This window comes from Burkholderia sp. BCC1985 (assembly GCF_905339915.1).
Classification (GTDB): domain Bacteria; phylum Pseudomonadota; class Gammaproteobacteria; order Burkholderiales; family Burkholderiaceae; genus Burkholderia.
In genome coordinates this window covers 1-26263 of record NZ_CAJPGY010000064.1, presented here as the reverse complement: position 1 = coordinate 26263, position 26263 = coordinate 1, and the positions used below count along the sequence as shown (strand labels likewise).

Below are 26263 nucleotides of genomic sequence, written 5' to 3'. Positions count from 1 at the left end.
TCTGTACCGTTTTAAGTGCACATTAATTCGGTCCAGTTCGCCTCAGGCGCGGCCTCTGCGATGTCTTGTAATGGTTGATGTGCAGTCCAGCCTTGCACTTCGACGTGGAATCGCAAGGGCGATCATGCGGCGTTGGACCGAAACCGATTGCTGGCCTGTAGTCGGACCTGCTTCGCTCAGCGATCCGCATCCTGCTGGATAGCCCGTCCTACGACGCAGTAACTGCAATTCCCCCGACGCATGCAGTGCGGCAAGTGCGGCGAGTTGCGGGCTACCGGAGCGCGTTGCGAAATGTTTTCCGGTGGCCTGGGCTTCGTTGCCGAGCGTGGCGTTCGGCTTGGCGACGGTGGAAACCAAGATGCCACCGCGCTTCAACACCGACCATGACCGCGCCTGTGTCGTGCCGCCGACGAGGTCGAGCACCAGATCGACATCGTCGATTTGCTCCGCGAAATCCACCGCACGGTAGTCGATGACCTCCGCCGCGCCCAGGCCCTGGACATACTCACGATTTCCAGTCGACGCGATGCCAATGACATGTGCCCCTGCAGGCCGTGCGAGCTGCGCAGCCGCGCTGCCTACACCACCGGCCGCCGCGTGAATCAGAACCCTTTGGCCTTTGCGCAGCCCGCCATGTTCATGCAGCGCCTGCCAGGTGGTCAACATGGCGGCTGGAATCGCTGCCGCGTCTGCGAAACTCAGGCGCGCTGGCTTGCGCGCCAGACGTGCGGGGTCCACGATGATGGGGCTTGCATAGGCACCGACAATGCCGATGAATCCCATCACCTCGTCTCCTGGCGACAGTATGTTGTCGCGTTGCTGCTGGCGACCTACGCCGTGGCAACGGCGCTGATTTTCCACCACGCGCTCGGAGACCAAAATAAGATGTTCCATTTCCTGAAGAACTTCGCCATGGCTGGAGGACTGCTGCAGGTACTGCACCAATGGCCGGTGGTTTAAGACACCTCGCGAAGACGTTCATTTACCACTGCGACGACCCAGTCAATGAACGCACGCAGCTTTGCGCTGACGTGGCGATTCGGTGGATACACAATGTAAAGCGGCATCGGATCCAGTTGCCAATCCTCGAACAGCGCGACGAGCTCACCCTGCTTCAGATGTTCTTTTGCCATATAACGCGGGAGCCACAGGATGCCGAGTCCTGCCAACCCTGCGGCAAGATAGGCGTTACCGTCATCCACGGCGAGCGCATAACGGCCTTTCACCTCTGCCCTCTCGCCTCGGTGATGCATGGCAAGGGGATAAAGATGGCCTGCGCACCCCCAAGAGAACCCGATGATGCGGTGATGCGAGTCTTCGAGCTCCGCAGGATGTGAAGGCACACCTGCCATAGCGAGGTACTCGGGCGAGGCGAAGACACCGAGCGGAAGCTCAACCACCCGTCGGGCGATCATGGATTGATCTTTCGGCTCCCCTCCGCGCACGACGCAATCCACATTCTCACCGATGATGTCAACAGTGCGGTCGCTCACGCCCATGTCGACTTGGATGTCGGGGTAGCGCGCAAGAAACCCGGGCAGCGCAGGGATAAGGAGCAGGCGTGCAAGCGGACTTGGCACATCTACGCGAAGGCGGCCTCGCGGTGCAATCGCGGCGCTCGACAGGCTCGTCTCAGCATCGTCCATATCGGCAAGCAGCCGCGTCACGCGTTCATAGTAAGCCATGCCGTCGGGCGTGACGTTGAGCTTGCGTGTCGTTCTGTTCAGCAACCGAACACGCAAGCGCGCTTCGAGTTGCTGTACCAAATGTGTCACGGTGGTCTTGCTCATGTGAAGGGTCTCGGCCGCCCTGGTAAAGCTGCCTGCCTCGACCACCCGAACGAAAGCGCGCATCGCGTCGAAACGATCCATGAGTCTTGCCCGTGTGTGAATTGTTTGCATTTTACAAATAGTCATGGCCAGGGTTCCTCGTTTATCGGACGGGAACCGACCGGTAGAGTGCCCTGATTGACATCAACGACTTTTCCAAAGGAGGCAAGAGTGGCCAACCGCGATGTGGTATTCCCACCGGGACGTCGGGCTCTTTACGAGCGTAACCGTTATTCCCCTGCTGTGCGAGCAAATGGCTTGTTGTTCGTGTCGGGCCAGGTCGGCAGCCGCGAGGACGGAACCCCCGAACCGGACCTGCAGGAACAGGTACGACTCGCATTTCGAAACCTGAATGCGATCCTGAGCGAGGCCGGATGTACGTTCGACGATGTGGTGGACGTCACGGTACTCATGGTCGATCCTCAGTCGACGTTCGAGCGCGTGTGGCAGATCGTTCCGGAGTTCTGGGGTGAAGCGCCACACCCAGCCCTCACAGCAGTCGGCGTGACATGGCTCTACGGCTTCGACTTTGAGATCAAGGTAATTGCGAAGCTGTCGCTAGAAGACTGACGACTCGAGCAGATACGCGTATAGGCGATTTCGACGATACAGATCGCGCCCAACGCCGCGCCCCCTATCGCTGCTGCGCCGACTCCTACCCGTCGAGCGCGTTCTGCAGGAATCCGAACAGGCGGTCGACGTTGCTGTGCGCGACGTTAAAGCGCGTCCATGCGGAACGTTCCCTGCCAGCAAAGAACAGATGTCCGGGAGCCAGCAGAATCCGGCTCTTCAACGCCTGTTCGGCCAGCGCCGCGGAATCAATAGCTTCTCCGGAAGGACGAGCCCACACGAACATGCCGGCGCCCGGCTCGCAGAAAATCTCGAAGCCGATTCCCTCCAGCCGTCGGCAGACGCGCTCCTGCGCTTTGGCCAGCCGGTCCTTGAGCTGTTCGGCCTGCTTGCGGTAGTGACCTTCTGCCAGCACCGCGCTGACGAGCCCCTCGGTCACGGTCGGGGTCGACATTCCCGACACCAGCTTCTGGTACAGCAACCCCTCGACCACGTCTTTGTCAGCGACGACGAAGCCGACGCGCAGGCCCGCACCGATCGTCTTCGAAAAGCTGCCAACGTAGATGACGTTCTTGAGTTGATCCATCGACGCCAACGTGAAATGGGCGCCGCCCACCAGATCGGCCGACACGTCGTCCTCGACAATCATGCAGTCGTGCCGCTCGGCCAGCTTTAGCACCTGGTAGGCGGCCGACGAACTGTAGCTCGCGCCGGTCGGATTGTGCAGGCGGCTATTGGTGACGTAGAGCCGGGACCGGCGCGTTCGCAAGGCCGCTTCGAGCACGACCAGATCGGGACCGGTCGGCGTCATCGGAATACCAACCGTCTCGACATCGCGCATGCGCAAGGACACCAGGAGGTCGCTATAACACGGTGCATCCACCAGCACCGTGTCGCCAGATTGGGTAAAGCGCCGGACCACCAGGTCGAGCGCCTGGTTCGCGCCGAGCGTCGTCATCACGCCGGACGGATCGGTTTCAATCTCGCACTCGGCCAACTGTTGGCGAATCTGTTCGCGCAGCCGCCCGTAACCGCGCGCGTCGCCGTAGCCAAGCAGGCTCTCCGGCTGCGCCGCGAGCTGTCGCAGCGCGCGGGCAATACCATCTCCGTCCAGCCATGATTCCGGCAGCCACCCCGCACCGGCATGGATCGCGCCGTGCGTCGCCTCCAGCACGTTGCGCACCAGCCAGCCATTGGTGACCTTCTCGTCGAGTCTCTCGGCGTTGTGCTGCGGCTCCCCTAGGCGCCGATCGGACACGTAGAACCCGGATCCGCGTCGCGCCAGCAGGACACCCTGAGCGACCAGACGGTCGTAGGCCTCCACCACCGTGAAGGTCGATACACCATGAGCGTTGGCAAACACGCGGATGCTCGGCACGCGCTCGCCGGGCCGCCAGCGCTTGTCTTCGACAGCCTGGATGATGCCCGCCACGATCTGCATCGTCAGCGAAGTCTCGGAGTCGGAATCGAGTATCAGAACGGAAGTCATAGGACCGGGCCGGAACGAAAACAGGTTGGGAATGTGTATAGGGACCGCCACCTGCACAGCGATTTACCGCATTTGCCAAGTGTACATGTATCTGTACAGGGTGTTCGCCTACATTCGAGTTCATGCGTCGTCGGCCGTTCCGGCGACGCGGCTCTCCTACAGGCACCCAGCATGAAGAAGATACGCAACTCGGACGTCCTCGTTTCGCACGGCGACACCCGCTCCCGGCAGATCGTGCTCGACATCGCGGACCGCACACTTCAGCGCCTCGACAGCTATCAGCGCATCCGCAACATCATGCGGCTGGATGGCGACATCCTTCATATCGGTACCCGTTCATGGGACCTTTCGAAGAAGCGCAACGTTTACCTGATTGGTGCCGGCAAGGCCTGCAACCACATGGCAATGGCCGTCGACCACGTGCTCGGCGAACGACTCACGCGTGGCATCGCAATCGTCAAGATCCATGAGGAGACCGACCATTTCCATCGCACCGAGGTCTTCGTCGGCGGCCACCCGCTGCCGAACGAGGAAGGTCATCGCGCTTCGCGGCAGATCATCGAGCTGGTCAACCGAGCCGGCCCTGACGATCTGTTCATCGCCGTGATCAGCGGCGGCAGCTCGGCGCTGATGTCCTGCCCGATCGACGGCATCTCGCTGCAAGATGAGATCGATACGACCGACGTGCTGCTCAAATCAGGTGCCGGCATCTACGAGATCAACGCCGTGCGTCGCCATATCTCGGCGCTGAACGGCGGAATGCTTGCCAAGCGAATCCAGGCGGTCGGCGCCGAGCTGATCGGCTTCGGTATCAGCGATGCGGTCGGCTCGCCCGCCACCGGCGACATTGCGGTGCCGTACGCAGCGTACAAGAGCACACCGATCGGTCCCGACATGACCACGCTCGACGATGCGCGCGCCACGATCGTCAATCGCGACGTGGCGGATCGCCTGCCGCGCAGTGTGGTGGACTACCTGATGAACACCGGGCCGGAAGGCGAGACGCCGAAGGCCTTTCCCGACAACACGTACTTCCTGCTCAACACCCTCCCCGACTCGTGCATCTACGCCAAGGAGATATGCGAGGAACTGGGCATCCCGGCGTTGATCGTGTCGTCCTTTCTCGAAGGCGAGAGCCGCGACGCCGGCGCCTTCTTCGCCGCGATCGCCCGTGAAATCCAGGCCTACGGCAATCCGATCAAGCCGCCTTGCGTGCTGCTCAGCTCCGGCGAAGTCACGACCCACATCACCGACAACAGCGTGATCAAGGGTCACGGCGGCCCCGGTCAGGAAATGACGGTCGGTTTCGCGATCGCGGCAGCCAAGACGCGGGGTGCCTGCCTGCTGTCGATCGACAGCGAAGGCACCGACGGCACGGCCAAGGTGGCTGGGGGCATCACCGATTCCTCCAGCCTGAAGGCCGCCGAAAGTAAGGGCATCAATCTCTACCAGACACTTCGCGACCACAGCGCCTTCGAAGCGCTCGATGCGATCGGATCGGCCATTTTCACGGGCAACACGGGTACCAACCTGTGCGACCTCAACATCCTCTACGTCCCGGACCAGCATGAGCACGAATAACATGGAAGACCGTATCGTTTCCGTGCACGCTCAGCAGATCATCGACTGCAAGTGCCGCCCCGCAGTGGAAGTCGAGATCCGTACCGCCTCCGGCGCGATCGGCCGCGGCGCCGCACCGACCGGCACCTCGGTCGGCATGCACGAATCCTTCGTGCTCCGTGATGGCGATCCGTCGACCTATAACGGGCTCAGCGTGCATCGCGCGGTCGACAACGCGATCAATGTGATCGGCCCTGCCTTGCTCGGCATGAACGTATTCGACCAGCGCGCCATCGACGAAACGATGATTGCGCTGGACGGTACGCCCGACAAACGCAAGCTCGGCGGCAACACGATCTACTCGGTATCGATCGCGACGTTCCGTGCTGCCGCTGCCGCGCGCGGGATCCCGCTTTACCAGCACATCGCGGGACATGACATCGCCACCGTGCCGGTGCCCTGCTTCAACGTCATCAACGGGGGACGCTACGAGCATCTGGTTCAGGCCTTCAATGAGTTTCTGATCGTGCCCTATAGGACTGACAACGTCGATCACGCGATTGAGATGGCGGTCGCGGTGTTCCACAAGCTCGGCGACGTGCTGACCGAGCATCTCTGCCACAAGCCGCAAGTGGCCAGTTCCTATGGCTATGCCGCACCGTCGGACGACCCCGAAGTGATCCTGACGCTGATGCAGCAAGCCATTGATGCCTGCGGGTTCACCGGGAGGATAGCCTTCGCGCTCGATTGCGCGTCGAGCGAAATGTACGACAAGTCAACGCACCGCTACCTGCTCAAGGGCCAGCGCGTAACGTCCGACGAACTGATCACTTATGCCCGATTGCTGACCGAGAAGTTCGATCTGGTCTTCATCGAAGACCTGCTCGACGAAAACGACTGGGACGGTTACAGCAGGGCCGTCACGGAACTGAAGCGCACCATCGTGCTCGGCGACGATCTGACCGTCACCCATCTCGAGCTGCTGAAGAAGGCGCATGAAACGCACGCCGTGGACGGCTTCGTGCTCAAGCCCAACCAGGTCGGCACCATCACCGAAGCGATGGACGCCTACCGCTTCGCCCACGAGCACGGCATGGTTACCGTGCCATCGGGCCGCTCCGGCGGCATGGTCGACGACGTCGTGATGGATTTCTCCGTCGGCCTCGAAGTGCCGTTCCAGAAGAACGGCGCTCCGCGATCCGGCGAACGTATCGAAAAGCTCAATTTCTTGATGCGCGCCGCGGCCCGCAGCCCCGGTTGCCAGCTTTACGACATTTCTCCTCTGCTCAGGTTCTGAGCCGTTCACCACACTGACAACAGGTCAATCTCATGTATCCCAAAATCGATTTTCTGTACCTCTCCGAGCCCGACATGATCGAAGCCGGCGTGACGGATGCGGCGCGTTGCGTGACCGTCTGCGAGGAAACCTTCAGCCTGCTCGGCCATGGCGACTACCTGATGGGGGGCGCCAATCACAATAGTCACGGCATGAACATCGTGTTCCCGAAGGAAACGAAGTTCCCCAACATGCCGGTGGCCGGCCCGGATCGGCGCTTTGCCGCGATGCCTGGCTACCTCGGCGGACGGTTCGACGTGTGCGGCAACAAGTGGTACGGCTCGAATCACGCGAACGCCGGCAAGGGCCTGCCGCGCTCGATCTTGACCATGATGCTCAACGACAAGGATACGGGCGCGCCGCTCGCGCTGATGTCGGCCAACCTGCTCAGTGCAGCGCGTACCGGCGCGGTACCGGGTGTTGCAACGAAGTACCTGGCCAACAAGGATGCCAAGACTGTGTCCGTGATCGGCTGCGGTCCCATCAACAAGGCCTGCTTCACGGCAATCATGACCCAGCTGGTCAACATCGAACGCGTCGTCTGCTTCGACGTGTTCCTCGACAAGGCGAACGAGTTCGCGAGCTGGGTCGAATCGCAGTACAAGGGCATCGCCGCCGTCGGCGTTGACGAGGCGGAAGCGGGTTTCCGCGGCGCCGACGTCATCACCGTGGCCGCCTCGCGCCTGAAACCGCTGTACTTCAAGGACGAGTGGATCAAGGAAGGCGCGACGATCCTGGTGTCGGGGCCGTTCAACACCGATGAATCCTTCCTGACCAGCGCGAAAATCGTTTACGACCACACGCCGCTCCAGGAGGCCTACGTCGAGGATGCCATCGCCTCTGACAACAAGGACGCGTATTACAGCGGCGTGATCGGCGGCCCGTTCTTCCGCCTAATCGATGCCGGCAAGCTGCCCGCGCTGACCGACTCGACCGGCCTTGGCGACGTGGTCAATGGCAACAAGCCCGGCCGCGAAAGCGCCAAGGACCGCATGATCTTCATCGCCTGCGGCATGGCCGTGTTCGACATCAGTTGGGGCTACGAGACGTATCGCTACGCACTCGAGCATGGTATCGGTCAGTCGCTGAACCTGTGGGGCAAGCCCAGCCAGGCCTGAGCCACAGCCGCAATGCGAAGCAGAGCGCCCGATCACGTCGACAATGCCGTTCACTGAATACTCCGCGAGCTGCAGAACGGACTGACGCCGAGGTCGTGCTTTGGCCACACGGGGGCCGGAGCCCCCGGTTGTCATCCGAACGGACTCGAACGCAAGGCAAGCGTGCGCCTCTTCCCAAGACGAAAAAATGCCGTTCAGCTATTTGGCTGAACGGCATTACCGCTTCGGCGGCGGATTTATGGAAGTCGCGCAACGAAGAAAATGCCACCCACGCGATGATCGCAGCTTGGACGGATCAGGCCGCCTTACGCACTAGATCGCGCAGCTCTGCCGGGAACAACATGTCGCGTGCAATCGAATCGTCGCGGCGCAACATGTCGGCGGCCGCCGAGACGCCGAAAAAGTCGAGGAATAGTGGCGATTGCAGGATCAGCATGTCGAAGCCCGGCAGTACGGCCTTGCCTTGCTGGATGGCGGCCTGCAGCAGCGGTGTCGGCTGGTTCTTCATCAGGATGTCGCAAACCTGCGCACCCGCGTCAAGCCGTTCAGGCGGCACTGGCAGCGGGTCGCTGGCCTGGAGTCCTAGCGGCGACGCGTTGATGATGAGCTCGTATCCGGCCGGATCGTTGTTGTCCTGCACTTTGACCGATACCCCATACTGCTTGCCGAGCGATTCGGCCAGTTGCCGGGCCTTCGCGGTATCGGGATCGTACAGGCCGATGTGCGGTACCCCGCCTTCGACGAGCGCCGCGGCGATCGCGCTTGCCGCGCCGCCCGCGCCGACCAGGAACGCCGACTTGCCCCGATAAGGCATCGAATAGCGATCCATCGATTTGACGAAGCCAAGTCCGTCGAACAATTCGCCTTCGAGCTCGCCGCTGCCGTTACGGCGAATCGCATTCACCGCATTGGCGACTGTCGCGCCCTTCGAGCACCGATCGACAATCCCTGCCGCGACCGTCTTGTGCGGAATCGACAGCACCATACCCCGCGTAGTGTCAGACCTGAAGAGCGCGCGCACCGTCGCTTCGAGGTTTTGGGGCGCCACCTGCAACGGCACCATTACCGCATCGATGTCACACAGCGGAAAAATCTCGTTGAAAATCTCTGGCGTGCGAACCTGCTCGATCGGGTCCGCCACCATGAAGAATACGCCTGTCTTTCCTGTAATCATTTTATCCCCAACAATTTGTATTCCTCATCATTCTATCGTCTTGAATCGGATTCTCAGGCGCGCTGTGCATTGACACAGCGCGCAACAGTTCGCCTCAATTCTGTAGACCTTCGCCCCAGGTATCGCTCAGCATGAATCCGGCGGACAGCGGATCGTCAGGATCGACGCCGAGCTGTTCGACGCTGTAGATCCACGCACGCCCGGTGATGCGCGGCAACACCGCAGCCTTGCTGCCGAGCGTTGTTCGCCCCAGCAGTTCGACATCGAACTCGCTGCCGATCGTCGACCGCGACGTGAGCTTCCCTCCCACGTCCACCTTCCCGCGCGCGGCTAGCGTGGCGAGATTGGCCGAGCTTCCCGTGCCACATGGCGAGCGGTCGATCCGGCCTGGCGGCAGCGTCGTGCAAGTCTGATACTCGGTGTCGCTGAGCCGGTTGCGGAACATCACATAGGCGAGCTGGTTGATCTCCGGATAAAGCGGGTGCTGGATGCTGATCTGTCGATTGACCACGTCGCGCAACTTCACGCCGAGATCGGCGAGCCGGCGCGCGTTCTCGGGCGCGATCGTGAGACCAACCTGCTCGACGTCGACCAGCGCGTAATAGACGCCCCCAAACGCGACGTCGACGCGGATGGTGCCAAACTCCGCGGTCTCGATCGGCAGGTCGAGTTGCTCGACGAAAGCCGGCACCATGTCGAGCGAGACGCCCACGCATCGACCATCGCCACAAGTTGCGCGGGCCGTGACCAGTCCGGCGGGCGTGTCGAGTACAACGGTGGTCTCGGGCTCCTGCATCGGCACGATGCCCATTTCGAGCAGGGCCGTCACGACACAGATCGAATTGCTTCCCGACATCGGATGCGCCTTGTCGGACTGCAACACGATGAAGCCGGCATGCGCTTCGGGCCGTGTCGGCGGCAGCAGCAGGTTGACCGACATCTGCAGACAACCGCGCGGCTCGAGGACGACGAGCTTGCGCAAGCTGTCGTCGACCTCGTTGATGTAGGTCATCTTATCGAGCATCGTTTCACCGGGAATTTTCACCACGCCGCCAGTGATGACCTTCCCGATCTCGCCCTCGCAGTGCACGCCCACGAGTTGCAGGGTCTTTTTCCAGCGCATGATTACCTCGCCTTCCTGAGTCGATCCGACATTCAGATTAAACTTTCATGGTCGGGCGCGCCGCTGCCTATCGATCGGATCGAAGTGACGATCGCCGCCGCGCCGGATATCGAACATGGCCGATCAAAAGCGATAGGCACTGAACGGCGCCAGATCGGCGCTCGACGCGCGGCCCGTCGCCATCTCGGCGATTAGCCGCCCCGTCGTCGCACCGAGCGTCAGCCCCAGTTGTCCGTGGCCGATCGCCATCAGGACATTGGGCAGCCGCCTTGATCGGTCGATGACGGGCTTCGTATCGGGCAGGAACGGCCGGTAGCCGACACCGAACTCATGCGCTTGCACGTTCAGTTGCGGCAACACGCGGCGGGCCTTCTCGAGAATGATCTCGGCGCGTTTGAAATTGGGCGGTGCGCCTCGGCGAGCAAATTCGATCGTACCTCCAATCTGCAAGCCGCGACGCATCGGCGTGAAGCAGAAGCCACCGTCGCCGTAAATGACCGAATTCCGGAATTGGACCCCCGGATCCCGCAGCAATACCTGATAGCCTGCTACGCCCTCGAGCGGCACGTCGATACCCAGCGGTGCGAAGAACCGCCTCGCGCCCGCGCCTGCAGCTATCACCACGTGAGCAGCGGCAAGGCGCTCGCCATTGGCCAATGAGACGCCGGTTGCCTGCCCGTGATCTTCGTTGATCGCAGTCACGTTACTGCGAATCCTGCGGCCGCCTTGCTTCACGAAGCTATCGGTCAATGCGAGGATGAAACCTTCCGTATCACTCACGAAGCGCCACTGCGGCAGCAAGATGCCATACGCGAAACGACCCGCGAGCGCCGGCTCAAGGTCGCCGATCTCGGCCGCGGTCAGCACCTGCGATTCGAACCCCAGTGACCGGCGCAACGCGTTGTGCGGACGCTCGTGCTCCACGCCCTCCGGTCCATCGAAAACCTGCATCACAGGCCGCTGGCCGATCAGATCCTTGTCCTCACACGCGTCGAGCAGCGTCGCATAGTCCGCGAACACATGACTCGTCAACGTCGCCATCGAGCCGGCGATAGTGTCAATGCGCGATTGACGCGCGCACGCCATGAAGCGCACCAACCATGGAATGATGCCCGGAAGCGCGCCGGGACGCATCGCGAGCGGGCCGGTCTGATCCATCAGCCAGCCGGGCACTTTCATCAGAATCCCGGGCTTGGACAGCGGAATGATTTCGCCGACGGAGATCTGGCCGCAACTCCACTTCGCCGTACTTTCTCCCGCCGCGCCGGGATCGACAAGTGTCACTGAATAACCGCTACGCTGCAGGTAGAGTGCACAACAGATCCCCACAATGCCGCCACCGACAACCACCGCGTGCTGATTCGGGGCGGGACGGCTGTCAGGAGCCACGTGAGCCTGCGCAATTGCATTCATTTCGCGAACTCCTCCAGCGTGAAGCCGTGCGTATAAGGCTGAGTTTCGTCCACGTAATGCTCCCCTCGCCCGGTAATATACGCGCGCCCTTCGATGCTCGGGAACACCGCAGCGAGTCCGCTTTCGAGCTTCGTCGTCCCCTCCACACGGCCGATGAAGCGGCTACAGATCAGACTCTCGTGACGGAATTCCTGGCCTTCCGCGAGCAGCCCGCGCGCAAAGCGTTGTGCAACCCGTGCGGAGCTACCCGTTCCGCACGGCGAGCGGTCGATCAGGATATCGCCGGTAATGACTACCGCACGCCCGTCGGCGTCGTCCGCGATCGGTCGGCCCGTCCACATGCAATGTTTGACCCCGCCGATTTTCGGATTATCTGGGTGTACAACATCCAGCGCCTCGTTGACACGCTTCTGTACTTCACGTCCCATCGCGAGCAGTTCATCCGGCGTGAAGTGTTCACACCCGGGATAGTTTTGCTGGACTTCCACGATCGGATAGAAGTTTCCGCCATACGCGATGTCGACCGTAAGCGTTCCTAGTTTTGAGACAACGATTTCAAGATCGCGGTGGAGCAGAAAACTGGGCACGTTAGTGAACCGGACCCACTTGACCTTGTCGCCTTCCATCTCGTAGCGCGCGCTCACTTGTCCCGCCGGCACGTCGACGACGACCGTGCCAGGCTGCTTTGGCGTCACTAACCCTGATTCGAGCGCAAATGAAATCGACCCGATAGTCGCATGCCCGCACATGGGCAGGCATCCTGACGTCTCGATAAATAGCAGACTAAAGTCCGCGTTCTCGCTAATCGGCGGATAGAGCAGCGTGCCCGACATATGCGCGTGCCCGCGTGGCTCCAGCATCAATGCACGTCGGATCCAGTCGTAGTGCTCGATGAAGTAGTGCCGCCTATCGTTCATCGCGGCACCGACCAGATCCGGTGCTCCCTCGATAACCATGCGGACCGGCATCCCTTCCGTATGTCCTTCAATGCACTTGAACGTATGCTTTTTCATAGTGTTTCTCATCAGAAATTGCGGGAGCCGGCGCGCTCCCTTTCGAAATTTTTTTCGACATTGGCCAAGTACGCTTGCTCTAGTAAGCAAAACGTCTAAGGAAGCGTCGTTCGATCAGCCCGACAAGACGGGTCAGCGGAAATGCAACCAGGAAGTAAATGATCCCTACAGTGGTCAAGAACTCGAGTGGTCTAGCAGTACTGTTGGAGATGCTCTGCCCGACGAACATCAGATCCGCTACCCCAACCGAGGAGATGAGCGCGCTTTCCTTGAACAAGCTGACAATGTTTGAGAGGAGTGGCGGTATCGCGCGCAACAAGGCCTGCGGAAAAATCACGTACAGCACCTTGGCCTGAGGTGACAGGCTCAGCGCGATACATGCATCGTGCTGCTCGGATGAAATCGACTTCAGGGCTGCGCGGAACGTCTCGCTGGTGATCGCGCCCATATAAAGGGTCAGCGCAATCACGACAGACAGATAGGGCGAGATCGGCAACTGAAGAACCACCGGAATGCAGAAGAACACCCAGAAAAGCTGTATCAACAGCGGGGTACCCCGAAAGAACTCAACGTACAGCGTCATGGGCAGCCTAATCCATGGCACCGGCGAAATCCTCAGCAGGCTGACCACGAACCCGAGCAGGCTACCGACAATCGCGCAAAGTCCCGTGAGGCCAAGCGTCAAACCCAGCCCTTTAAGAAGAAGCAGCCAGTACGGCAGCACGACAGAAAAATCGATGACCATGTCCGGTTCCTCAACGCTGGTGTGCAAGATCCTGCCGGCGCTCAATCACATGCACCAGCCGCGCAACGGGCAATGACAGCGCAAAGTACACGAGCGCCACGACCGAGTAGGTCTCGATGGGACGGTACGCTTGCGTGGCGATCGTTTTGGCGACGTACATCAGGTCGGCCACGGCGACGATAGCCACCAACGCGCTCTGTTGCAGCGTGCCAATGCCGTTCGTCATAAGCACCGGAATGGAGTTTCTCAACGCCTGCGGCAGGATCACGTAAACCGTTCGCTGCCACGGTTTGAGGCCCAGCGCCACGCACGCGTCGAGATGCTCTTTCGGTACCGCCTGCACGCCGGCGCGGTATGCTTCTGCGTTGAATGCGGTCAGATTGAGCCCCAACGCAAGAACGCCCATTACGATCGGGTCGAGAAAGACGTCGACCATCATTGGAATACAGTAGAAGAACCACACAATCTGTAGCAACGCGGGCGTACAACGGAAAAACTCGATGAAGAGCTGTGCCGGCACGCGCACGATTGCCCAGCGGCTCATTACAAGCAGACAAAGCAGAAAACCAAGGGTCAATCCCATCAGGTTCGCTGCAAGAGCCAGCTCGATAGTCACTTTCAAGCCGTCGAGCAAGGGGGCCACGCTTCCGGCGAGGAAGCTGAAATCAAAGTGATAAAACATGATTCGGCTCTCAATCAAGATGAAGGACTTTCTCGAGAAATTCGCGCGTACGCCCCTCCTTCGGGCATTTGAACATCTCGTTTGGCGCCCCCTGCTCCACGACCTTGCCGCTCGCGCAAAAAACGACCCGTGTCGCAATGTCGCGCGCAAAATGCATGTCGTGTGTCACGATGATCATTGCCATCTTTTGCTCGGCAAGTTTCATCATCACGTGCTGAACCTCCACCACCATTTCCGGATCCAGCGCCGAGGTGACTTCATCGAACAACATCAGCTTCGGCTCAAGCATCAGCGCACGGGCGATCGCCACGCGTTGCTTCTGTCCGCCGGAGAGTTGGCTCGGGTACGCGTTGAGCTTGCTCTCCAGGCCCAATCGCGCCAGGTACATACGGGCGCGTTCCGTAGCTTCCGACTTCGACATTCCGCCGACCTTCACCGGAGCGAGGATCAGGTTGCTCAGAACCGACAAGTGCGGAAAGAGCGTGTAGTGCTGGAACACCATACCGATTTGGCGCTGCAATTTGCCGTCGATACGTTTCGACCGCCCCGAATCCGCCCCACAAATATAGGGTTTCCCTTGAAACCCAATCGAGCCGCTCTGAATTCCCTCGAGCCCCATCATCACTCGAAGAAGTGAGCTCTTTCCGCTACCGCTAGGACCAATCACGACGAGCCGGTCGTCCGCGCGCATGTCGAGATTCATGTGGTCCATGACGACGAGATTCTCGCCGTACGACTTGTAGACCGACCGAAGCTGGACGAAATCGCCGGTACTGGTCATATCGACGGGATCGTCCGCTGGAACGGAGTTGGGTGCGATTTGCATAGTGGATTGCAACATGGAAACTCTCTCCGTAGAACGCGCAACCGAGCGCTCCTGTTTGATCCGAAACTGGCGGTTCTCGCCGGGCTGCCATTCGTCCCGCAGGCGGCGCGGAACCGTCATTACGCCGCCTGCATTTCCCGCTTACTTGGTTGACGCGATGGTTTCTTTCATCGCCTGCTGAACGATGGCGTTCACACCACCTGATTTTTGTTCATCCGCGATGAACTTGTTGAGCACGGCGATGTCAGAGGTCGGCGTATCCTTTCGTACGCCGAAGCAGATGCCCTGTTGTGCCAACGGCGGATTCGGGTTGAAGCTAACTGCCCAGTCGGGATGTGCGGCGCCCAAAAGCCTGTTCGTCATGTTGTCGTCGGCGAGCATATCCGCGCGTTTGGACATCAGAGCGAGTCGCGTCTCGTCAAATCCCGGAAGGCGCATGATCTGGGCTTGCTTGATCTCACCGGAGATCGCTTTGTCCTGCGCCGTTCCGGACATCACGGTGATGATCACGCCCGGCTTGTCGATATCGGCGATCGCGTGGATGGCCTTCGGAAGCTTCGGATTGTTCTTGTTGTAGGCAAGCGTCACGTTGTAGTCAACCACCGATCGGGAGAAAGCGATCGCCTTCTCGCGCTCCGGTGTATCGTTCAGCGACAACGCAAGATCCCATTTGTCGGACTGAAGGCCGGCGACGATGTTGTCCCAGGACGTGTCGACGAACTGGACCTTGACATGCAGGACCTTTTCGCCAAATTCCTTGCACAGTGCAGGGAAGATTCCGCTGTAATCGCCCGTCTTGACGTCGCGCATGGTGTACGGAGGCGAAAGCGCGATACCGCAGCGGAGGACGCCTGCTTGTCGAACGCGTTGCCACGTCGACGTGTCCTGCGCATGTGAAGGTACGCTCGACAGGAGCGCCGAAAATACGGCGGCACACGTGAGGGTGCGGCGGATAAAGCTGGACATGCGGACCATTTCTAACCTCGTCAGTAAGTGTGAAATCAGACGCTTCAAATCAACGTCGCAACCTCGGATTGCACGCAACGCTTTTAATTCGTGATACGAAATGACAAATTGCGAAAACGATGGAAATCCACCTTTAAGTTCATTCCCTTATTTCGAATATCCCATCGATTTCGACGGCAACATTTCTGGGGAGCGAATTCGCACCAATAGCGAAGCGCGCATGCTTCCCACTTTTGCCCAATACCTGGACGATGAGATCGGAGGCACCATTGATTACTTGCGGTTGCTGCCCGAACTCGGGCTCGCAATTTACGAAACCGCCGAGCTTCACACAACCGACAAGGCTATCGAAGCTCCCGCCGAGAGCCGTGCGCACCTGTGCAAGCATGTTCAGCGCACACAGCCTCGCGGCAGCTTGTCCGTCTTCGAGCGGTAGGTCGCGGCCGACTTTTCCGACGAATTTGTCTTCGCCGTCCGCCGTCGGGATTTGCCCTGCGATGAACAGAAGATTCCCGACGCGCCGCGCCGGCACATAGTTGGCTTTGGGAGTCGGGCTCACCGGCAACGTGTAGCCCAATTCGGCCAGGCGTACTTCGACTTGTTCCACTTCGGTCTCCTTTACCAACTTGCCGTCCACTTTCCCGCCTAGATGAATGCGGACGGCGATACGGTCGAAAATGTTGAAATAGTCAGGCGTTAATGGCCGCTTGTCGACGTTTTCGCGTCGTTTCTTCACGGTCGATGGAACCCGACGAGGTCATGACAACGCCGTGATGCTGCTGTGCGAACGCCGCTGTCACCTTGCCGTTTCGGAGATCGTGCTCGATGAGCTCGACGTCGCGTTCGAGCGGATCGCCATAACCACCGCCGCCCGCCTGCTCGTGCCGAATCACGACGCCTTGCCCCAACTCCATCGTGAACTTGCTCGGTGCGGCTTCAGCCGTAGTGGCCGGATTCAGGATGTTGCGCGACGGTGCGCCAGCCGATCCACCGAACAAGCCGTATGGCGCGTGGTCGGCGCGGTCGGACCGAATTTGCGCGACTACCTGCCTCGCAAGTACACGATACTGCCGCACCAGTCCCAACCCGCCGCGATAACGCCCTGCGCCACCGGAGTCGCTGCGGAACCCATACTCCTCCATCAGAATCGGATAGCGGGCCTCGAGTGTTTCGATTGGCAAGTTGGACATGTTCTGCGACGGGTTCGTTACGCCCTCGACACCGTCCTTGTTTGAGCGGCCACCCCACGCACCATTGATCATGTCAACTAGAATGAATGGCTCGCTCGCGTCAGCGTCATACCCGCTCAACGCGATGACGGTGTTGCCACCCTCACCCGCGGCCATTACTTTCTTCGGTGCGATCTGTGCCAGCGCGCCGAAGACAGTATCGACAACGCGATATCCGGTCAGTGCACGGGCCGCCACGGGCGCCGGCAGTCTCGGGTTCAAAATCGATCCCTCCGGCGCGGTAATGTCAATGCAGCGGTACACGCCGGCATTGTTCGGAACGTCGGCGTCGAGCACGCAGCGGATGCTCAGGTACGTCGCCGATTTGACGAACGAAAGCGTCGAATTGATGGCGCCCTTGACCTGCGGCGAAGATCCTGAAAAGTCGACTGACAGGCTCGATCCCGACACCGTGATGGCACATTTAATCGGAATCGCATCGCTCGTGAAGCCATCGTTGTCGATGTAGTCGGTGAACTCGTAAGTGCCATCGGGCCACGCTTCGATTGCGTTTCGCGTGAGTCGCTCGCCGTAGTCGAGCAGCTCGTCGAAGTAGAGGCGCAGATTGTCCTCGCCGTAGCGACCGATCATGCGCAGCAACTCGCGTTCGCCGATATTGCATGTCGCCAGCTGAGCATCAAGATCGCCCAGTACGAGATCCGGAAGCCGGACGTTCTTCTTGATGATGTCGACCAGGGTCCCGTTCTGCTCGCCTTCGCTATAAAGCTTCATCGGCGAAATGCGCAGACCCTCCTGAAAGATTTCCGTCGAATCTGCCGCATTGGAGCCCGGCACGCGGCCACCCACATCGCAATGGTGAGCGATTACCACGGCGAAACCCTGAAGCCTGCTCTCGAAGAAAATCGGCTTGAACATGAAAATGTCGGGCAGGTGCATGCCGCCTTCATACGGATCGTTGAAAATGATCACGTCACCCGGCTTGCACGTGTCCGCGAATTTCTTGATCACCACATCGACCGCGTCCGGAACGGCGCCGAGGTGGAGAGCGACGGTTTTCGCCTGAGCGAGAATACGACCTGCCGCATCGCACATCGTCACCGAGTAGTCGAGAACGTCGCGAATAATAGGCGAACGTGCAGTGCGCATGACGGCAAATGCCATGTCGTCGACGATGGTGTCGAGCGCGTTCTTTACCACCGCGAACGTGATGGGATCGACTTTACGTTGTGTCATGTTTGCTCCAGTGGATTCAGACGAGCGTCGCGATGACGCAACCCACCCGATCCGCGCTCACGCGCCAGCCAGGGGGCACCACGATCGTGGTGTCGGTGCTTTCGAGAATGACGGGGCCGACAATCTCGTTGTCGAGTAGTGAGCGTGGCAAAACCGGTGTGTCGACCCATCCGGACCGACGATCAAAATAGACCCGACGTGTGCTGCGCTTCAGCTCGCCCCTCGCTGCTTGGGTGCTGCGGATGTCGCGGAAATCGAGCGTCTTCGATGCAATGCCTCGTGCAAGCAAACGAAGGTTCGCGCACTCGATCGCGTCCTTCGACGCATAGCCATACATCGCGGTGTAAGCCGCGATGAACCCTTCTCGAAGCGCTTCGCGCGTGGAGTGATCGATAGTCGTCGGCACGCGCACGGGGATTTCATAGTCCTGCCCGCTGAACCGCATGTCCAGATCGAAGACAAATTCGATCTGGTCGGCGGAATAGCCCTCTTCCGACAGCGCCTTTCTGGCGTCGTCACGCATCTGTTCGATAGTCGCGCCGAGCGCGGCGATGTCCAAGCTGTCGAGCAGGTGCAATGACGGACGAACGAAGTAGCGCTCCACTGCTCCGGCGAGCATGCCCATCGCGGTAAACACCCCGGGCGCGGCCGGGAAGATCACCTGTTTCATGTCAAGCGCGCGAGCCAAATCACACGCGTGAACGGGACCGGAGCCACCGAATGCGACGAGCGTGAAATCGCGAGGATCGACGCCCCGCTCGACGGTGACAGCCTTGATGGTGCGCGCCATATTGACGTTCACCACCTCCCGGATACCGACCGCGGCTTCTTCGGTGCCAATACCGAGCGGCTTCGCCAGGAGCGTGTCGATCGTTTCTCGTGCGGCATCGAGCTTGAGCTCCATGGTGCCGCCCGCCAGGCTCGGCGGCAGAAATCCGAGCACAGCGTTCGCGTCCGTGACCGTCGGGCGATCGCCACCAATGCCATAGCACACCGGACCGGGGAAAGCGCCTGCTGAGACCGGGCCCACGTTGAGCAGACCGCCGGCATCGATCCACGCGATCGAGCCCGCGCCACTCCCGACTTCTGCAACATCGATCGTGGGCACGCGCATCATGTAACCGCCCGCCTTGATGAAACGGCTCGGTGTCGAGATGCCAGCACGAAACTCGTACTCGTTCGTGCGTGCGAGTTGCCCGTCGTGAATCAGGGACGCCGAAGCCGTCGTGCCCCCCATGTCGAACACGACCATTTCCCGGCAACCCTGTGCATCGCCCAGCCTGCCTGCCCCGACAACGCCTGCGGAACGACCCGAAGAGATAAAAAAGACCGGATTGTCCTGCGCGATGCGTGCGCTCGACAGACCGCCATTCGAATTGCTGACCAACAGCGGCGCGGTCACACCAATGCGCTTCAGTCCCGACTCGAGGCGCTGGAGATAGGTACGCAGCGCGGGTAACACGTAAGCGTTCACGACCGTCGTCGAGGTGCGTTCGTATTCACGCATCTCGGGCAGAACGGAAATGGATGCAGTAACGCTGATTTCCGGAAACGCCTTCTGGAAAGTTTCCAGCGCGACCTTCTCGTTCTCGGCATTCTTGTAGGAGTTCAGGAAGCAAATCGCAACGGACTCAACCCCTTCGGCACGGAAGAATTCGCCGGCGCTGATGATTTCATCGACCGGCGTCGGGACCAGGACTTCGCCCGCCGCATTGACGCGCTCGCTTACCTCCAGACGATAGCGGCGTTCGGCAAGCGGGATCGGTTTGTCCCACGTGAGATCGAACATCGATGGCGTACGTACCCGTCCGATTTCCAGAACGTCGCGAAATCCCTTGGTCGTAATGAGACCGCATTTGGCTCCAACCTTCTGAAGCATGGTGTTCGAGCCCACCGTCGTTCCGTGCAGGACCTCTGCAACATCTGAGGTTTTGAGACCAGCCTGGTCGAGAATCCGATCGATCCCGGTCAGCACCGCTTCTTCGGGAGCGGCAGGAGTTGAGGACACCTTCGTAAAGGCGACCTGTCCGTTGTCGTCGAGAAGTACCAAATCGGTAAATGTTCCGCCGATGTCAACGCCGATGCGTGCGCTTGCCATAGTTTCATCCGTTCAGAGATTGCGCGATGCAAATACCGCTAACGATAGGGCTCGCTTGCCTCAGGCCGGTCAAAGCAGAGGGGCGATCAGATCCTCTGCTGGGGTGCAGCCCAGGCGTTATTTCAGGTGCGCTTGCCGTGCACCAATTGTCGACCAAATGACGACAAAGTCAACGATAAAAAATCATCTGCTCCATAAAAAATTGCGTAACATATTGTTTTTATTAGCATTTGTCGCCTTTACAAGGAAAACCCTAGCTCTCAAATCGCCTTCGCAGAGCGCTCTTTGCTTGACAGAGTTTTTTCCTAATGCAAGCATTTGTCGACATTTGATCGACTGAAAGACGACGATGACGGGCTGTTTAGTCGGCGGATTGCGGCAAATGCCCTGCGCCATCCTTGCGCAGGTGTCCCTAGGCAATGAGGATTTCCATGAACAAAGAGCAAAAGCTGGTCGTTGTGACGGGCGGCGCAAGCGGCATCGGTGAAGCAACGGCTCGCCGGTTCGGGCAGGCCGGCTATCGCGTTGCTGTGGCAGATGTCAACGTTGCGCGCGGTACCGCCGTCGCGGCAGAGATCCGACAGTCCGGCGGGGCCGCCGATTTTCTGTTGGTGGACGTTTCAAATGAGGACGACGTCCGCCGATTTGCTGCGGAAGTGGTCGAACGGTTTGGCACTCCGGACGCGCTCGTGAATTCGGGCGGCATTCTTCAGAACGCAGTTCGCCTGCTCGAGGTCGATGTCGCGGAGATCGATCGTCTGTACGGCATCAATGTACGGGGCACGCTGCTCGTTTCGAGAGCGTTCGCTGGGGAGATGTGTCGGCGAGGCGAAGGGGCAATTGTCAATCTCTGCTCGTTGACGACCTATCGTCCTTCCGCACAAATCGGCTACGCGATCGGAAAGGCCGGCCTGAAAATGATGACCGAAGTGATGGCCGCCGAATGGGGTCCGAGCGGCGTGCGCGTGAATGCGGTGGCGCCCGGCTATACGCTCACGCCGGCCATGCAGGCTCGCATCGACAGCGGTGAACGTGACCCGAAAGCCATCATCGATATGTCGGCGTTGAAACGATTCGTGAAGCCGGCGGAAGTCGCCGATGCGATCTTCTTCCTCTGCTCTCCTGGCGCGTCTGCAATCACGGGCTCGACGCTTCCCATCGATTGCGGATGGCTCGTTCGATCGGCGTACCTCGCCTATGCGTCTCAACCCAACTAAGTCTGCTAACAATCGCCGAAGGAACCAACACAATGCCAATCATTCGACTTGAGATGCTGTCGGGAAGAAGTCACGCGCAGAAATCGGAACTAGCAGAGGTGCTGACGCGCGAAACCGCACGCATTACAAAATGCCCGCTGGCGGATGTGCAACTCGTGATTACGGAGGTCGAGCGCTCGATGTGGTCGGTGGGTGGGACACTCGCGGAACCGGTATCTGCGGTTACAGCGACAAAGTAGCCGAAGTCCGTTGATCGTGACTCCCGTCGATTCGACCGGAGTCACCTCTCACGGGCGTGCGCTCAAAACGCGGCTACCGGGATACCGCCTCTGCGGTATTCGGTGACGCCTCGCGCGCCGGCGCACTGTAATTGAGAGGCACGGACGCCGTGAGGTTTCTGTCCATGAATTCCATAAACTGTCCCTTGAATTGAACGGCATGTAGATGAGCGTACTCCTCTGCCTTATCGGCATCGCCTCGTTCAATTGCATCCAGTATTTCCGTATGGTCGGCGCCCATCTGCTGCGGAGTAATGTTGGGATCCTGCAGTTTGAACTGCAGGTGAAGATGGAGCATTCTCCGCCCCTCGTCCAGCAAGCGGCTATAGAGATCGGCGAAATATGTATTGCGCCCGGCGCGCGCCACCGCCATATGAAAATCATAATTCGTCTCGATCATCGGCAGACTGACACGCGTCCTGATGCTCGTCGCAACGCCTTTCTCGTACGCCTTGTGCATCTCCCTGATTTTGACAAGGTCCGCTGCTGTCCGGTGTACCGCGGCAAGACGAGTCGTTACGCGTTGGAGAAGATCAAGCGCATCGAGGAATTCCGGTACACGGGCGAGCTCCATCGGAGTCACAACGGTCGTCCTATTGGCTAGAGTCGTGACTAAACCGTCCGCCGAGAGTCGCACTAGAGCCTCTCGGATTGGAGAGCGAGACGAATCGAAACGCTCTGCGAGCCCAACTTCATCCAGTGCTTCGCCGGGGGCGAGCTTCATGGTGAGAATTTCGCTGCGAAGTATTTTGTACACTCGTGCCGCGCCCGTTTCTTTGATGGGCTGCTGTTCCGCTTGAGGCTTGGCCATATCAATTCCCGAAATCTTGCTCATTGTGCAACGTCTCGGCGACTCCCCGCCTGTCCATAGGGCGATGGGAGCTTCCGCTATAAGGCGAACGGCGGAGCATCATCGCGCAACGCTCTGTTCACCCACCTTTCGACTCATTTTGTCGACATAATGACGACAAAGTCAACCTCGTTTTATAGGGGCGAATGCCCGGAAGACGCGCATGGGTTTCAGTTTACTTCAGTCGTCAGGCTTTCCCGAGGAAGGGGCGGGCCGCAGTCGGTGCGCGATAGCCGACGCCGTGCCGGTCCGGCATCCGGCCAAGCATTCGAATTCGCGTTATCCGATCGCGTGGGCGGCTGGACCGGTAAAAACCCCTTGCCTCGCTCGTCGATGCGACTGCTTTTTTGGGGTTATCGCGGGAGACCGCGGAAACGGATGGAGGAGGATTGCGTAACCTGGTGCTAGATAACAAGGGCGTCAGGACGAGCGATCGCTGGATCGCGCGGCACTTCAGGCGCTGGACTGCTAAATAGGCTATGGGTTGAAGCGGGGGGAATGGCGGAAGTAAAACCTTTCGAGTAACCGTCAATATAGCTTCGGATGTCGATACGTGAGGGGCGGCCGGCTCCGGGCGGCCACCCACCTCCACGCGAACGATCCATCATCGACTGCGCGCTGTGCGCTTAATAGCGGCGGCGATCAGAATTTCCTGGCCCAACGACTGCGCGTTTCTGCTGCGGCATCAACGTAAGCACCCGGGGAAGTCATCTTGATCGCGTTAGGCGCGAAGGCGAGGATCGTGTCCATCTAAATTTTTAATGGACAGATGTACACGATGGATGAGACCGAGGTGATGCAGGAGGTTGTGCAACCGACGCGACGTCGGCGGCACAGCAAGGAGTTCAAGGCACAGGTGATCCGTGCGGCGATGCAGCCAAACGTGTCGATCGCGGCGGTAGCGCTGCACTACCGCCTGAATGCCAACATGCTGCGAAGCTGGGTGGCCGCCCAGGAAGAACGGGATGCGGCCGAAGCTGCCCGCAAGTCGATGAGCGCGCCATCGGCAGAGTTTGTGCCGTTACAGCTTGAGACGTGCGGGGCTGCATCTGGGGCGACGGAGATCCAGATCGAGGTACGTCGGGGTGCGGCGACGGTGACCGTGCGTTGGCCGTTATCGTCGGCCAGTGATTGTGCGCTCTGGTTGCAGGGATGGCTGCGGTGATCCGCATCGACGCGATATGGCTGGCGACCGAACCGCTGGATATGCGTGCCGGCGCCGATACGATTCTGGCGCGTGTGGTGAAGGTGTTCGGCGCAGCGCGCCCTCACCATGCTTACCTGTTCGCCAACAAGCATTCGACGCGCATGAAGGTACTCGTCTATGACGGCTTCGGAATCTGGCTGGCTGCGCGTCGCCTGAACAAGGGCCGGTTCGTCTGGACGAACGGCCACGAAGCAATCGCCGTCGCGTTGAATCCCGAAGAGTTGCGGGCGCTCGTGACGGGGCTGCCGTGGCAGACCCTGACGCACGATCACGTCATCTGCGTGGTGTAACGCGTCGTCGGTGCCGTAAACAGTTTCGCTTCCGTGGCGGTGCCGGCTCTGGCAGACTGGGCCGTATGAACCTGCCCGCCGACCTCGATGCCCTTAGCCCGGAGCAACTGCGCACACTGGCCGCTCAGTTGATGACCCAGGTCGGCGAGACGCAGCGTGAACTGCACTACCGTCAAACGCGTATCGATCAACTGACGCACGAACTCTCCGTGCTCAAGCGCCTGCAGTTCGGCAAACGCAGCGAGCAGCTTGATACCGAACAGATGAGCCTGCTCGACGAGGCGATCGATGCAGACCTGGCGGCACTGGAAGCCGAGCTCGAACAGCTTCAACCGGCCACGCGTGCCGCTGAGCCTCGGCAACAGCCGAAGCGTGTGCCCTTGCCATCGAAACTGCCGCGTACGGACATCCATCACGAGCCGGAAGACACCACGTGCCAGTGCGGTTGCCAGCGGGAGCGCGTGGGCGAAGACATCAGCGAGAAGCTGGACTATGCGCCAGGCGTGTTCACAGTCGAGCGGCATATCCGCGGCAAGTGGGCCTGTCGGCACTGCGGGACCCTGATCCAGGCACCGGTCCCGCCTCACGTCATCGACAAGGGTATCCCGACCACCGGGCTGTTGGCGCAGGTGCTGGTTGCCAAATATGGCGACCACCTGCCGCTGTATCGGCAGGAACGCATCTTTGCTCGCGCGGGCCTGGCGATCCCGCAATCGACGCTCGGCGCGTGGGTCGGCATCTGCGGCGTACGGCTGCAACCGCTGGTCGATGCGCTTCGCGAAGCGCTCCTGCAGCGCGACGTGCTGCACGCCGACGAGACGCCGGTGCAGATGCTGTCGCCCGGCAAGGGCAAGACGCATCGGGCTTACCTGTGGGCGTACAGCACGACGCCATTCGCCGATCTGAAGGCCGTGGTCTACGACTTCGCCGGCAGCCGTGCCGGCGAACATGCCCGAAAGTTCATGGGTGTGTGGCGTGGCAAGCTCATGTGCGATGACTATGGCGGCTACAAGGCTGGATTCGAACTGGGCATCACGGAAATCGGATGTGTCGCTCACGCGCGCCGGAAATTCTACGAGCTGCACGTCAACCACCAGAGCTAGATCGCCGAGCAGGCGCTGAAATACTTCGGCGCACTCTACGACGTCGAGCGTGACGTCGCCGAACTGAAGCCTGATCGAAGACAGGCCATCCGCCAGCAGCGATCCAGGCCCGTTGCCGATGCGTTGCACGCCTGGATGGTGACCCAGCGCAAGCTCGTTGCCGAAGGATCGGCGATCGCGAAGGCGCTCGACTACAGCCTGAAGCGTTGGGAAGCGCTCACGCGCTATCTCGATGACGGGCACGTGCCCATCGACAATAACTGGCTTCATGCCGCTAGCGGCATGAAGCCAGTTATGCCGACTCCCCGATTATGCCGCGTCGTGCATGCGCGTGGCTGTGGGTATGGCCTTTCATGATCGCTGTGTCGGCATAAACGTATGATTTCTCAGGCTGGCTATCGCGCTGGCCAGGAGAGATCAGATGAATGCGACACGCACAGTCAGCGACTCCGGCGGGCTGCCGGCCCATCACATCGATGCATTTCTTGATCGTCTACGGGCGGCACACTATTCCGAGGTAACGCTTCGCAAGAAACGAAGAGTCCTGTGCGCGTTCTCTGGATGGCTCGTCTACGGCCCGTTTATTCGCGACTTTCTCGACAGCCACGAGGCCGGTGACGGAAGTTTATTGCCAGATGCATTTGACGCGGTAGCGATCCGGAATCATCTTCTTGCCCGCAGCAAAGGCCGGTCGTCAGAGTACACGCGGCTGATGGCAGTTGCGCTTCGCTCGTTCTGTCATTTCCTATTTCTGCGCGGCGATACGGCACAAGACCTGTGTGAGTCCGTGCCCACAGTTCGTAAGTGGCGACAGTCAACTGTACCGACTTTCCTCACGCCTGAGCAGCAAGAAGTTCTAATTACGTCTGCAGACCGGTCGACTCCGTGCGGGCGCCGTGACTATGCAATTCTGCTGCTTTTGGCGCGGCTCGGTCTACGTGCTGGAGAAATCG

The 26263-nt window shown here is 60.0% G+C and carries 23 protein-coding genes and 2 pseudogenes; 10 read left to right on the top strand and 15 right to left on the bottom strand.

Going from position 1 to position 26263, the window contains the following annotated elements:
- Positions 1-42 precede the first annotated feature (42 nt).
- Positions 43-942: a zinc-binding dehydrogenase gene (locus tag U4Z31_RS34645; RefSeq protein WP_321812748.1), complete on the bottom strand. Its 900-nt coding sequence runs from the start codon at positions 940-942 to the stop codon at positions 43-45.
- 14 nt (positions 943-956) lie between these two features.
- Positions 957-1871, bottom strand: a complete 915-nt coding sequence (locus U4Z31_RS34640; RefSeq protein ID WP_321812746.1) for a LysR family transcriptional regulator — start codon at positions 1869-1871, stop codon at positions 957-959.
- A 129-nt stretch (positions 1872-2000) separates the two neighbouring features.
- On the opposite strand from U4Z31_RS34640, the gene U4Z31_RS34635 reads away from it, so the two are divergent.
- Positions 2001-2399 (top strand): RidA family protein, encoded by a 399-nt coding sequence (locus U4Z31_RS34635; protein ID WP_321812745.1) that lies wholly within the window; start codon positions 2001-2003, stop codon positions 2397-2399.
- A gap of 85 nt (positions 2400-2484) precedes the next feature.
- Here the strand turns inward: U4Z31_RS34635 and U4Z31_RS34630 are convergent, their stop codons facing one another.
- Entirely contained in the window at positions 2485-3888 is a 1404-nt protein-coding gene (locus tag U4Z31_RS34630; protein WP_321812744.1) for a PLP-dependent aminotransferase family protein, read from the bottom strand.
- A 171-nt stretch (positions 3889-4059) separates the two neighbouring features.
- On the opposite strand from U4Z31_RS34630, the gene U4Z31_RS34625 reads away from it, so the two are divergent.
- The 3 genes from U4Z31_RS34625 to U4Z31_RS34615 are packed head-to-tail and all read left to right on the top strand — an operon-like array spanning position 4060 to position 7902.
- Positions 4060-5469 (top strand): glycerate kinase, encoded by a 1410-nt coding sequence (locus U4Z31_RS34625; RefSeq protein ID WP_321812743.1) that lies wholly within the window; start codon positions 4060-4062, stop codon positions 5467-5469.
- Positions 5456-6745: a phosphopyruvate hydratase gene (gene eno / locus U4Z31_RS34620; RefSeq protein ID WP_321812742.1), complete on the top strand. Its 1290-nt coding sequence runs from the start codon at positions 5456-5458 to the stop codon at positions 6743-6745. The genes U4Z31_RS34625 and eno overlap by 14 nt, the downstream gene beginning before the upstream one ends.
- A gap of 32 nt (positions 6746-6777) precedes the next feature.
- On the top strand, positions 6778-7902 hold the full coding sequence (locus U4Z31_RS34615) for a tyramine oxidase subunit B (protein ID WP_321812741.1): 1125 nt from the start codon (positions 6778-6780) through the stop codon (positions 7900-7902).
- A 295-nt stretch (positions 7903-8197) separates the two neighbouring features.
- On the opposite strand, the gene U4Z31_RS34610 is transcribed toward U4Z31_RS34615, so the two are convergent.
- From U4Z31_RS34610 to U4Z31_RS34560, 11 genes are all read right to left on the bottom strand, one after another.
- Positions 8198-9076: a shikimate dehydrogenase gene (locus tag U4Z31_RS34610; protein WP_321812740.1), complete on the bottom strand. Its 879-nt coding sequence runs from the start codon at positions 9074-9076 to the stop codon at positions 8198-8200.
- A gap of 94 nt (positions 9077-9170) precedes the next feature.
- On the bottom strand, positions 9171-10199 hold the full coding sequence (locus tag U4Z31_RS34605) for a proline racemase family protein (protein ID WP_321812739.1): 1029 nt from the start codon (positions 10197-10199) through the stop codon (positions 9171-9173).
- A gap of 123 nt (positions 10200-10322) precedes the next feature.
- The gene (locus tag U4Z31_RS34600) at positions 10323-11612 is read right to left on the bottom strand and encodes an NAD(P)/FAD-dependent oxidoreductase (protein WP_321812738.1); all 1290 of its coding nucleotides are present in this window, start codon (positions 11610-11612) and stop codon (positions 10323-10325) included.
- Positions 11609-12625: a 4-hydroxyproline epimerase gene (locus tag U4Z31_RS34595; RefSeq protein ID WP_321812737.1), complete on the bottom strand. Its 1017-nt coding sequence runs from the start codon at positions 12623-12625 to the stop codon at positions 11609-11611. The genes U4Z31_RS34600 and U4Z31_RS34595 overlap by 4 nt, the downstream gene beginning before the upstream one ends.
- 79 nt (positions 12626-12704) lie before the next feature.
- Positions 12705-13370: an amino acid ABC transporter permease gene (locus U4Z31_RS34590; RefSeq protein WP_321812736.1), complete on the bottom strand. Its 666-nt coding sequence runs from the start codon at positions 13368-13370 to the stop codon at positions 12705-12707.
- A 10-nt stretch (positions 13371-13380) separates the two neighbouring features.
- Positions 13381-14052: an amino acid ABC transporter permease gene (locus U4Z31_RS34585; RefSeq protein WP_321812735.1), complete on the bottom strand. Its 672-nt coding sequence runs from the start codon at positions 14050-14052 to the stop codon at positions 13381-13383.
- A gap of 10 nt (positions 14053-14062) precedes the next feature.
- The gene (locus tag U4Z31_RS34580) at positions 14063-14878 is read right to left on the bottom strand and encodes an amino acid ABC transporter ATP-binding protein (RefSeq protein WP_415750325.1); all 816 of its coding nucleotides are present in this window, start codon (positions 14876-14878) and stop codon (positions 14063-14065) included.
- Positions 14879-15019: 141 nt separating this feature from the next.
- The gene (locus U4Z31_RS34575; RefSeq protein ID WP_321812734.1) at positions 15020-15844 is read right to left on the bottom strand and encodes a substrate-binding periplasmic protein; all 825 of its coding nucleotides are present in this window, start codon (positions 15842-15844) and stop codon (positions 15020-15022) included.
- A gap of 139 nt (positions 15845-15983) precedes the next feature.
- A complete protein-coding gene (locus U4Z31_RS34570) occupies positions 15984-16580 on the bottom strand; it encodes a RidA family protein (protein ID WP_321812733.1) in 597 nt (198 codons plus the stop codon).
- Positions 16534-18267 (bottom strand): hydantoinase B/oxoprolinase family protein, encoded by a 1734-nt coding sequence (locus U4Z31_RS34565; RefSeq protein WP_321812732.1) that lies wholly within the window; start codon positions 18265-18267, stop codon positions 16534-16536. Before U4Z31_RS34565 ends, U4Z31_RS34570 begins: the two co-directional genes overlap by 47 nt.
- 16 nt (positions 18268-18283) lie before the next feature.
- On the bottom strand, positions 18284-20365 hold the full coding sequence (locus U4Z31_RS34560; protein WP_321812731.1) for a hydantoinase/oxoprolinase family protein: 2082 nt from the start codon (positions 20363-20365) through the stop codon (positions 18284-18286).
- A gap of 431 nt (positions 20366-20796) precedes the next feature.
- Here U4Z31_RS34560 and U4Z31_RS34555 point away from each other — a divergent pair, with 431 nt between their 5' ends.
- Together U4Z31_RS34555 and U4Z31_RS34550 are read left to right on the top strand one after the other, a co-directional pair.
- Positions 20797-21582 carry an SDR family oxidoreductase gene (locus tag U4Z31_RS34555; protein ID WP_321812730.1) on the top strand — a complete coding sequence of 262 codons (786 nt, stop codon included), beginning with the start codon at positions 20797-20799 and terminating at the stop codon, positions 21580-21582.
- Positions 21534-21821: a tautomerase family protein gene (locus U4Z31_RS34550; RefSeq protein ID WP_321812729.1), complete on the top strand. Its 288-nt coding sequence runs from the start codon at positions 21534-21536 to the stop codon at positions 21819-21821. Before U4Z31_RS34555 ends, U4Z31_RS34550 begins: the two co-directional genes overlap by 49 nt.
- Before the next feature lie 73 nt (positions 21822-21894).
- Here U4Z31_RS34550 and U4Z31_RS34545 read toward each other — a convergent pair whose 3' ends face one another.
- Positions 21895-22695, bottom strand: a complete 801-nt coding sequence (locus tag U4Z31_RS34545) for a GntR family transcriptional regulator (RefSeq protein WP_321812728.1) — start codon at positions 22693-22695, stop codon at positions 21895-21897.
- A gap of 784 nt (positions 22696-23479) precedes the next feature.
- Here U4Z31_RS34545 and U4Z31_RS34540 point away from each other — a divergent pair.
- From U4Z31_RS34540 to U4Z31_RS34525, 4 genes and pseudogenes are all read left to right on the top strand, one after another.
- A complete protein-coding gene (locus tag U4Z31_RS34540; protein ID WP_027788796.1) occupies positions 23480-23875 on the top strand; it encodes a transposase in 396 nt (131 codons plus the stop codon).
- Positions 23863-24207 (top strand): IS66 family insertion sequence element accessory protein TnpB, encoded by a 345-nt coding sequence (gene tnpB, locus U4Z31_RS34535; RefSeq protein ID WP_321812727.1) that lies wholly within the window; start codon positions 23863-23865, stop codon positions 24205-24207. The genes U4Z31_RS34540 and tnpB overlap by 13 nt, the downstream gene beginning before the upstream one ends.
- Positions 24208-24272: 65 nt before the next feature.
- Positions 24273-25571, top strand: a pseudogene (gene tnpC / locus U4Z31_RS34530) (IS66 family transposase); the annotation flags it as partial.
- Between the two features lie 160 nt (positions 25572-25731).
- Positions 25732-26263: pseudogene (locus U4Z31_RS34525) on the top strand (integrase); the annotation flags it as partial.

Excerpts from the sequence above, each read along its gene's own strand:
- U4Z31_RS34640 (WP_321812746.1), bottom strand. The coding sequence starts at position 1,871 with ATGGATCGTTTCGACGCGATGCGCGCTTTCGTTCGGGTGGTCGAGGCA.
- U4Z31_RS34630 (WP_321812744.1), bottom strand. The coding sequence starts at position 3,888 with ATGACTTCCGTTCTGATACTCGATTCCGACTCCGAGACTTCGCTGACG.
- U4Z31_RS34625 (WP_321812743.1), top strand. The coding sequence starts at position 4,060 with ATGAAGAAGATACGCAACTCGGACGTCCTCGTTTCGCACGGCGACACC.
- eno (WP_321812742.1), top strand. The coding sequence starts at position 5,456 with ATGAGCACGAATAACATGGAAGACCGTATCGTTTCCGTGCACGCTCAG.
- U4Z31_RS34615 (WP_321812741.1), top strand. The coding sequence starts at position 6,778 with ATGTATCCCAAAATCGATTTTCTGTACCTCTCCGAGCCCGACATGATC.
- U4Z31_RS34610 (WP_321812740.1), bottom strand. The coding sequence starts at position 9,076 with ATGATTACAGGAAAGACAGGCGTATTCTTCATGGTGGCGGACCCGATC.
- U4Z31_RS34605 (WP_321812739.1), bottom strand. The coding sequence starts at position 10,199 with ATGCGCTGGAAAAAGACCCTGCAACTCGTGGGCGTGCACTGCGAGGGC.
- U4Z31_RS34600 (WP_321812738.1), bottom strand. The coding sequence starts at position 11,612 with ATGAATGCAATTGCGCAGGCTCACGTGGCTCCTGACAGCCGTCCCGCC.
- U4Z31_RS34595 (WP_321812737.1), bottom strand. The coding sequence starts at position 12,625 with ATGAAAAAGCATACGTTCAAGTGCATTGAAGGACATACGGAAGGGATG.
- U4Z31_RS34590 (WP_321812736.1), bottom strand. The coding sequence starts at position 13,370 with ATGGTCATCGATTTTTCTGTCGTGCTGCCGTACTGGCTGCTTCTTCTT.
- U4Z31_RS34585 (WP_321812735.1), bottom strand. The coding sequence starts at position 14,052 with ATGTTTTATCACTTTGATTTCAGCTTCCTCGCCGGAAGCGTGGCCCCC.
- U4Z31_RS34580 (WP_415750325.1), bottom strand. The coding sequence starts at position 14,878 with ATGCAAATCGCACCCAACTCCGTTCCAGCGGACGATCCCGTCGATATG.
- U4Z31_RS34575 (WP_321812734.1), bottom strand. The coding sequence starts at position 15,844 with ATGTCCAGCTTTATCCGCCGCACCCTCACGTGTGCCGCCGTATTTTCG.
- U4Z31_RS34565 (WP_321812732.1), bottom strand. The coding sequence starts at position 18,267 with ATGACACAACGTAAAGTCGATCCCATCACGTTCGCGGTGGTAAAGAAC.
- U4Z31_RS34560 (WP_321812731.1), bottom strand. The coding sequence starts at position 20,365 with ATGGCAAGCGCACGCATCGGCGTTGACATCGGCGGAACATTTACCGAT.
- U4Z31_RS34555 (WP_321812730.1), top strand. The coding sequence starts at position 20,797 with ATGAACAAAGAGCAAAAGCTGGTCGTTGTGACGGGCGGCGCAAGCGGC.
- U4Z31_RS34550 (WP_321812729.1), top strand. The coding sequence starts at position 21,534 with ATGGCTCGTTCGATCGGCGTACCTCGCCTATGCGTCTCAACCCAACTA.
- U4Z31_RS34545 (WP_321812728.1), bottom strand. The coding sequence starts at position 22,695 with ATGAGCAAGATTTCGGGAATTGATATGGCCAAGCCTCAAGCGGAACAG.
- U4Z31_RS34540 (WP_027788796.1), top strand. The coding sequence starts at position 23,480 with ATGTACACGATGGATGAGACCGAGGTGATGCAGGAGGTTGTGCAACCG.
- tnpB (WP_321812727.1), top strand. The coding sequence starts at position 23,863 with ATGGCTGCGGTGATCCGCATCGACGCGATATGGCTGGCGACCGAACCG.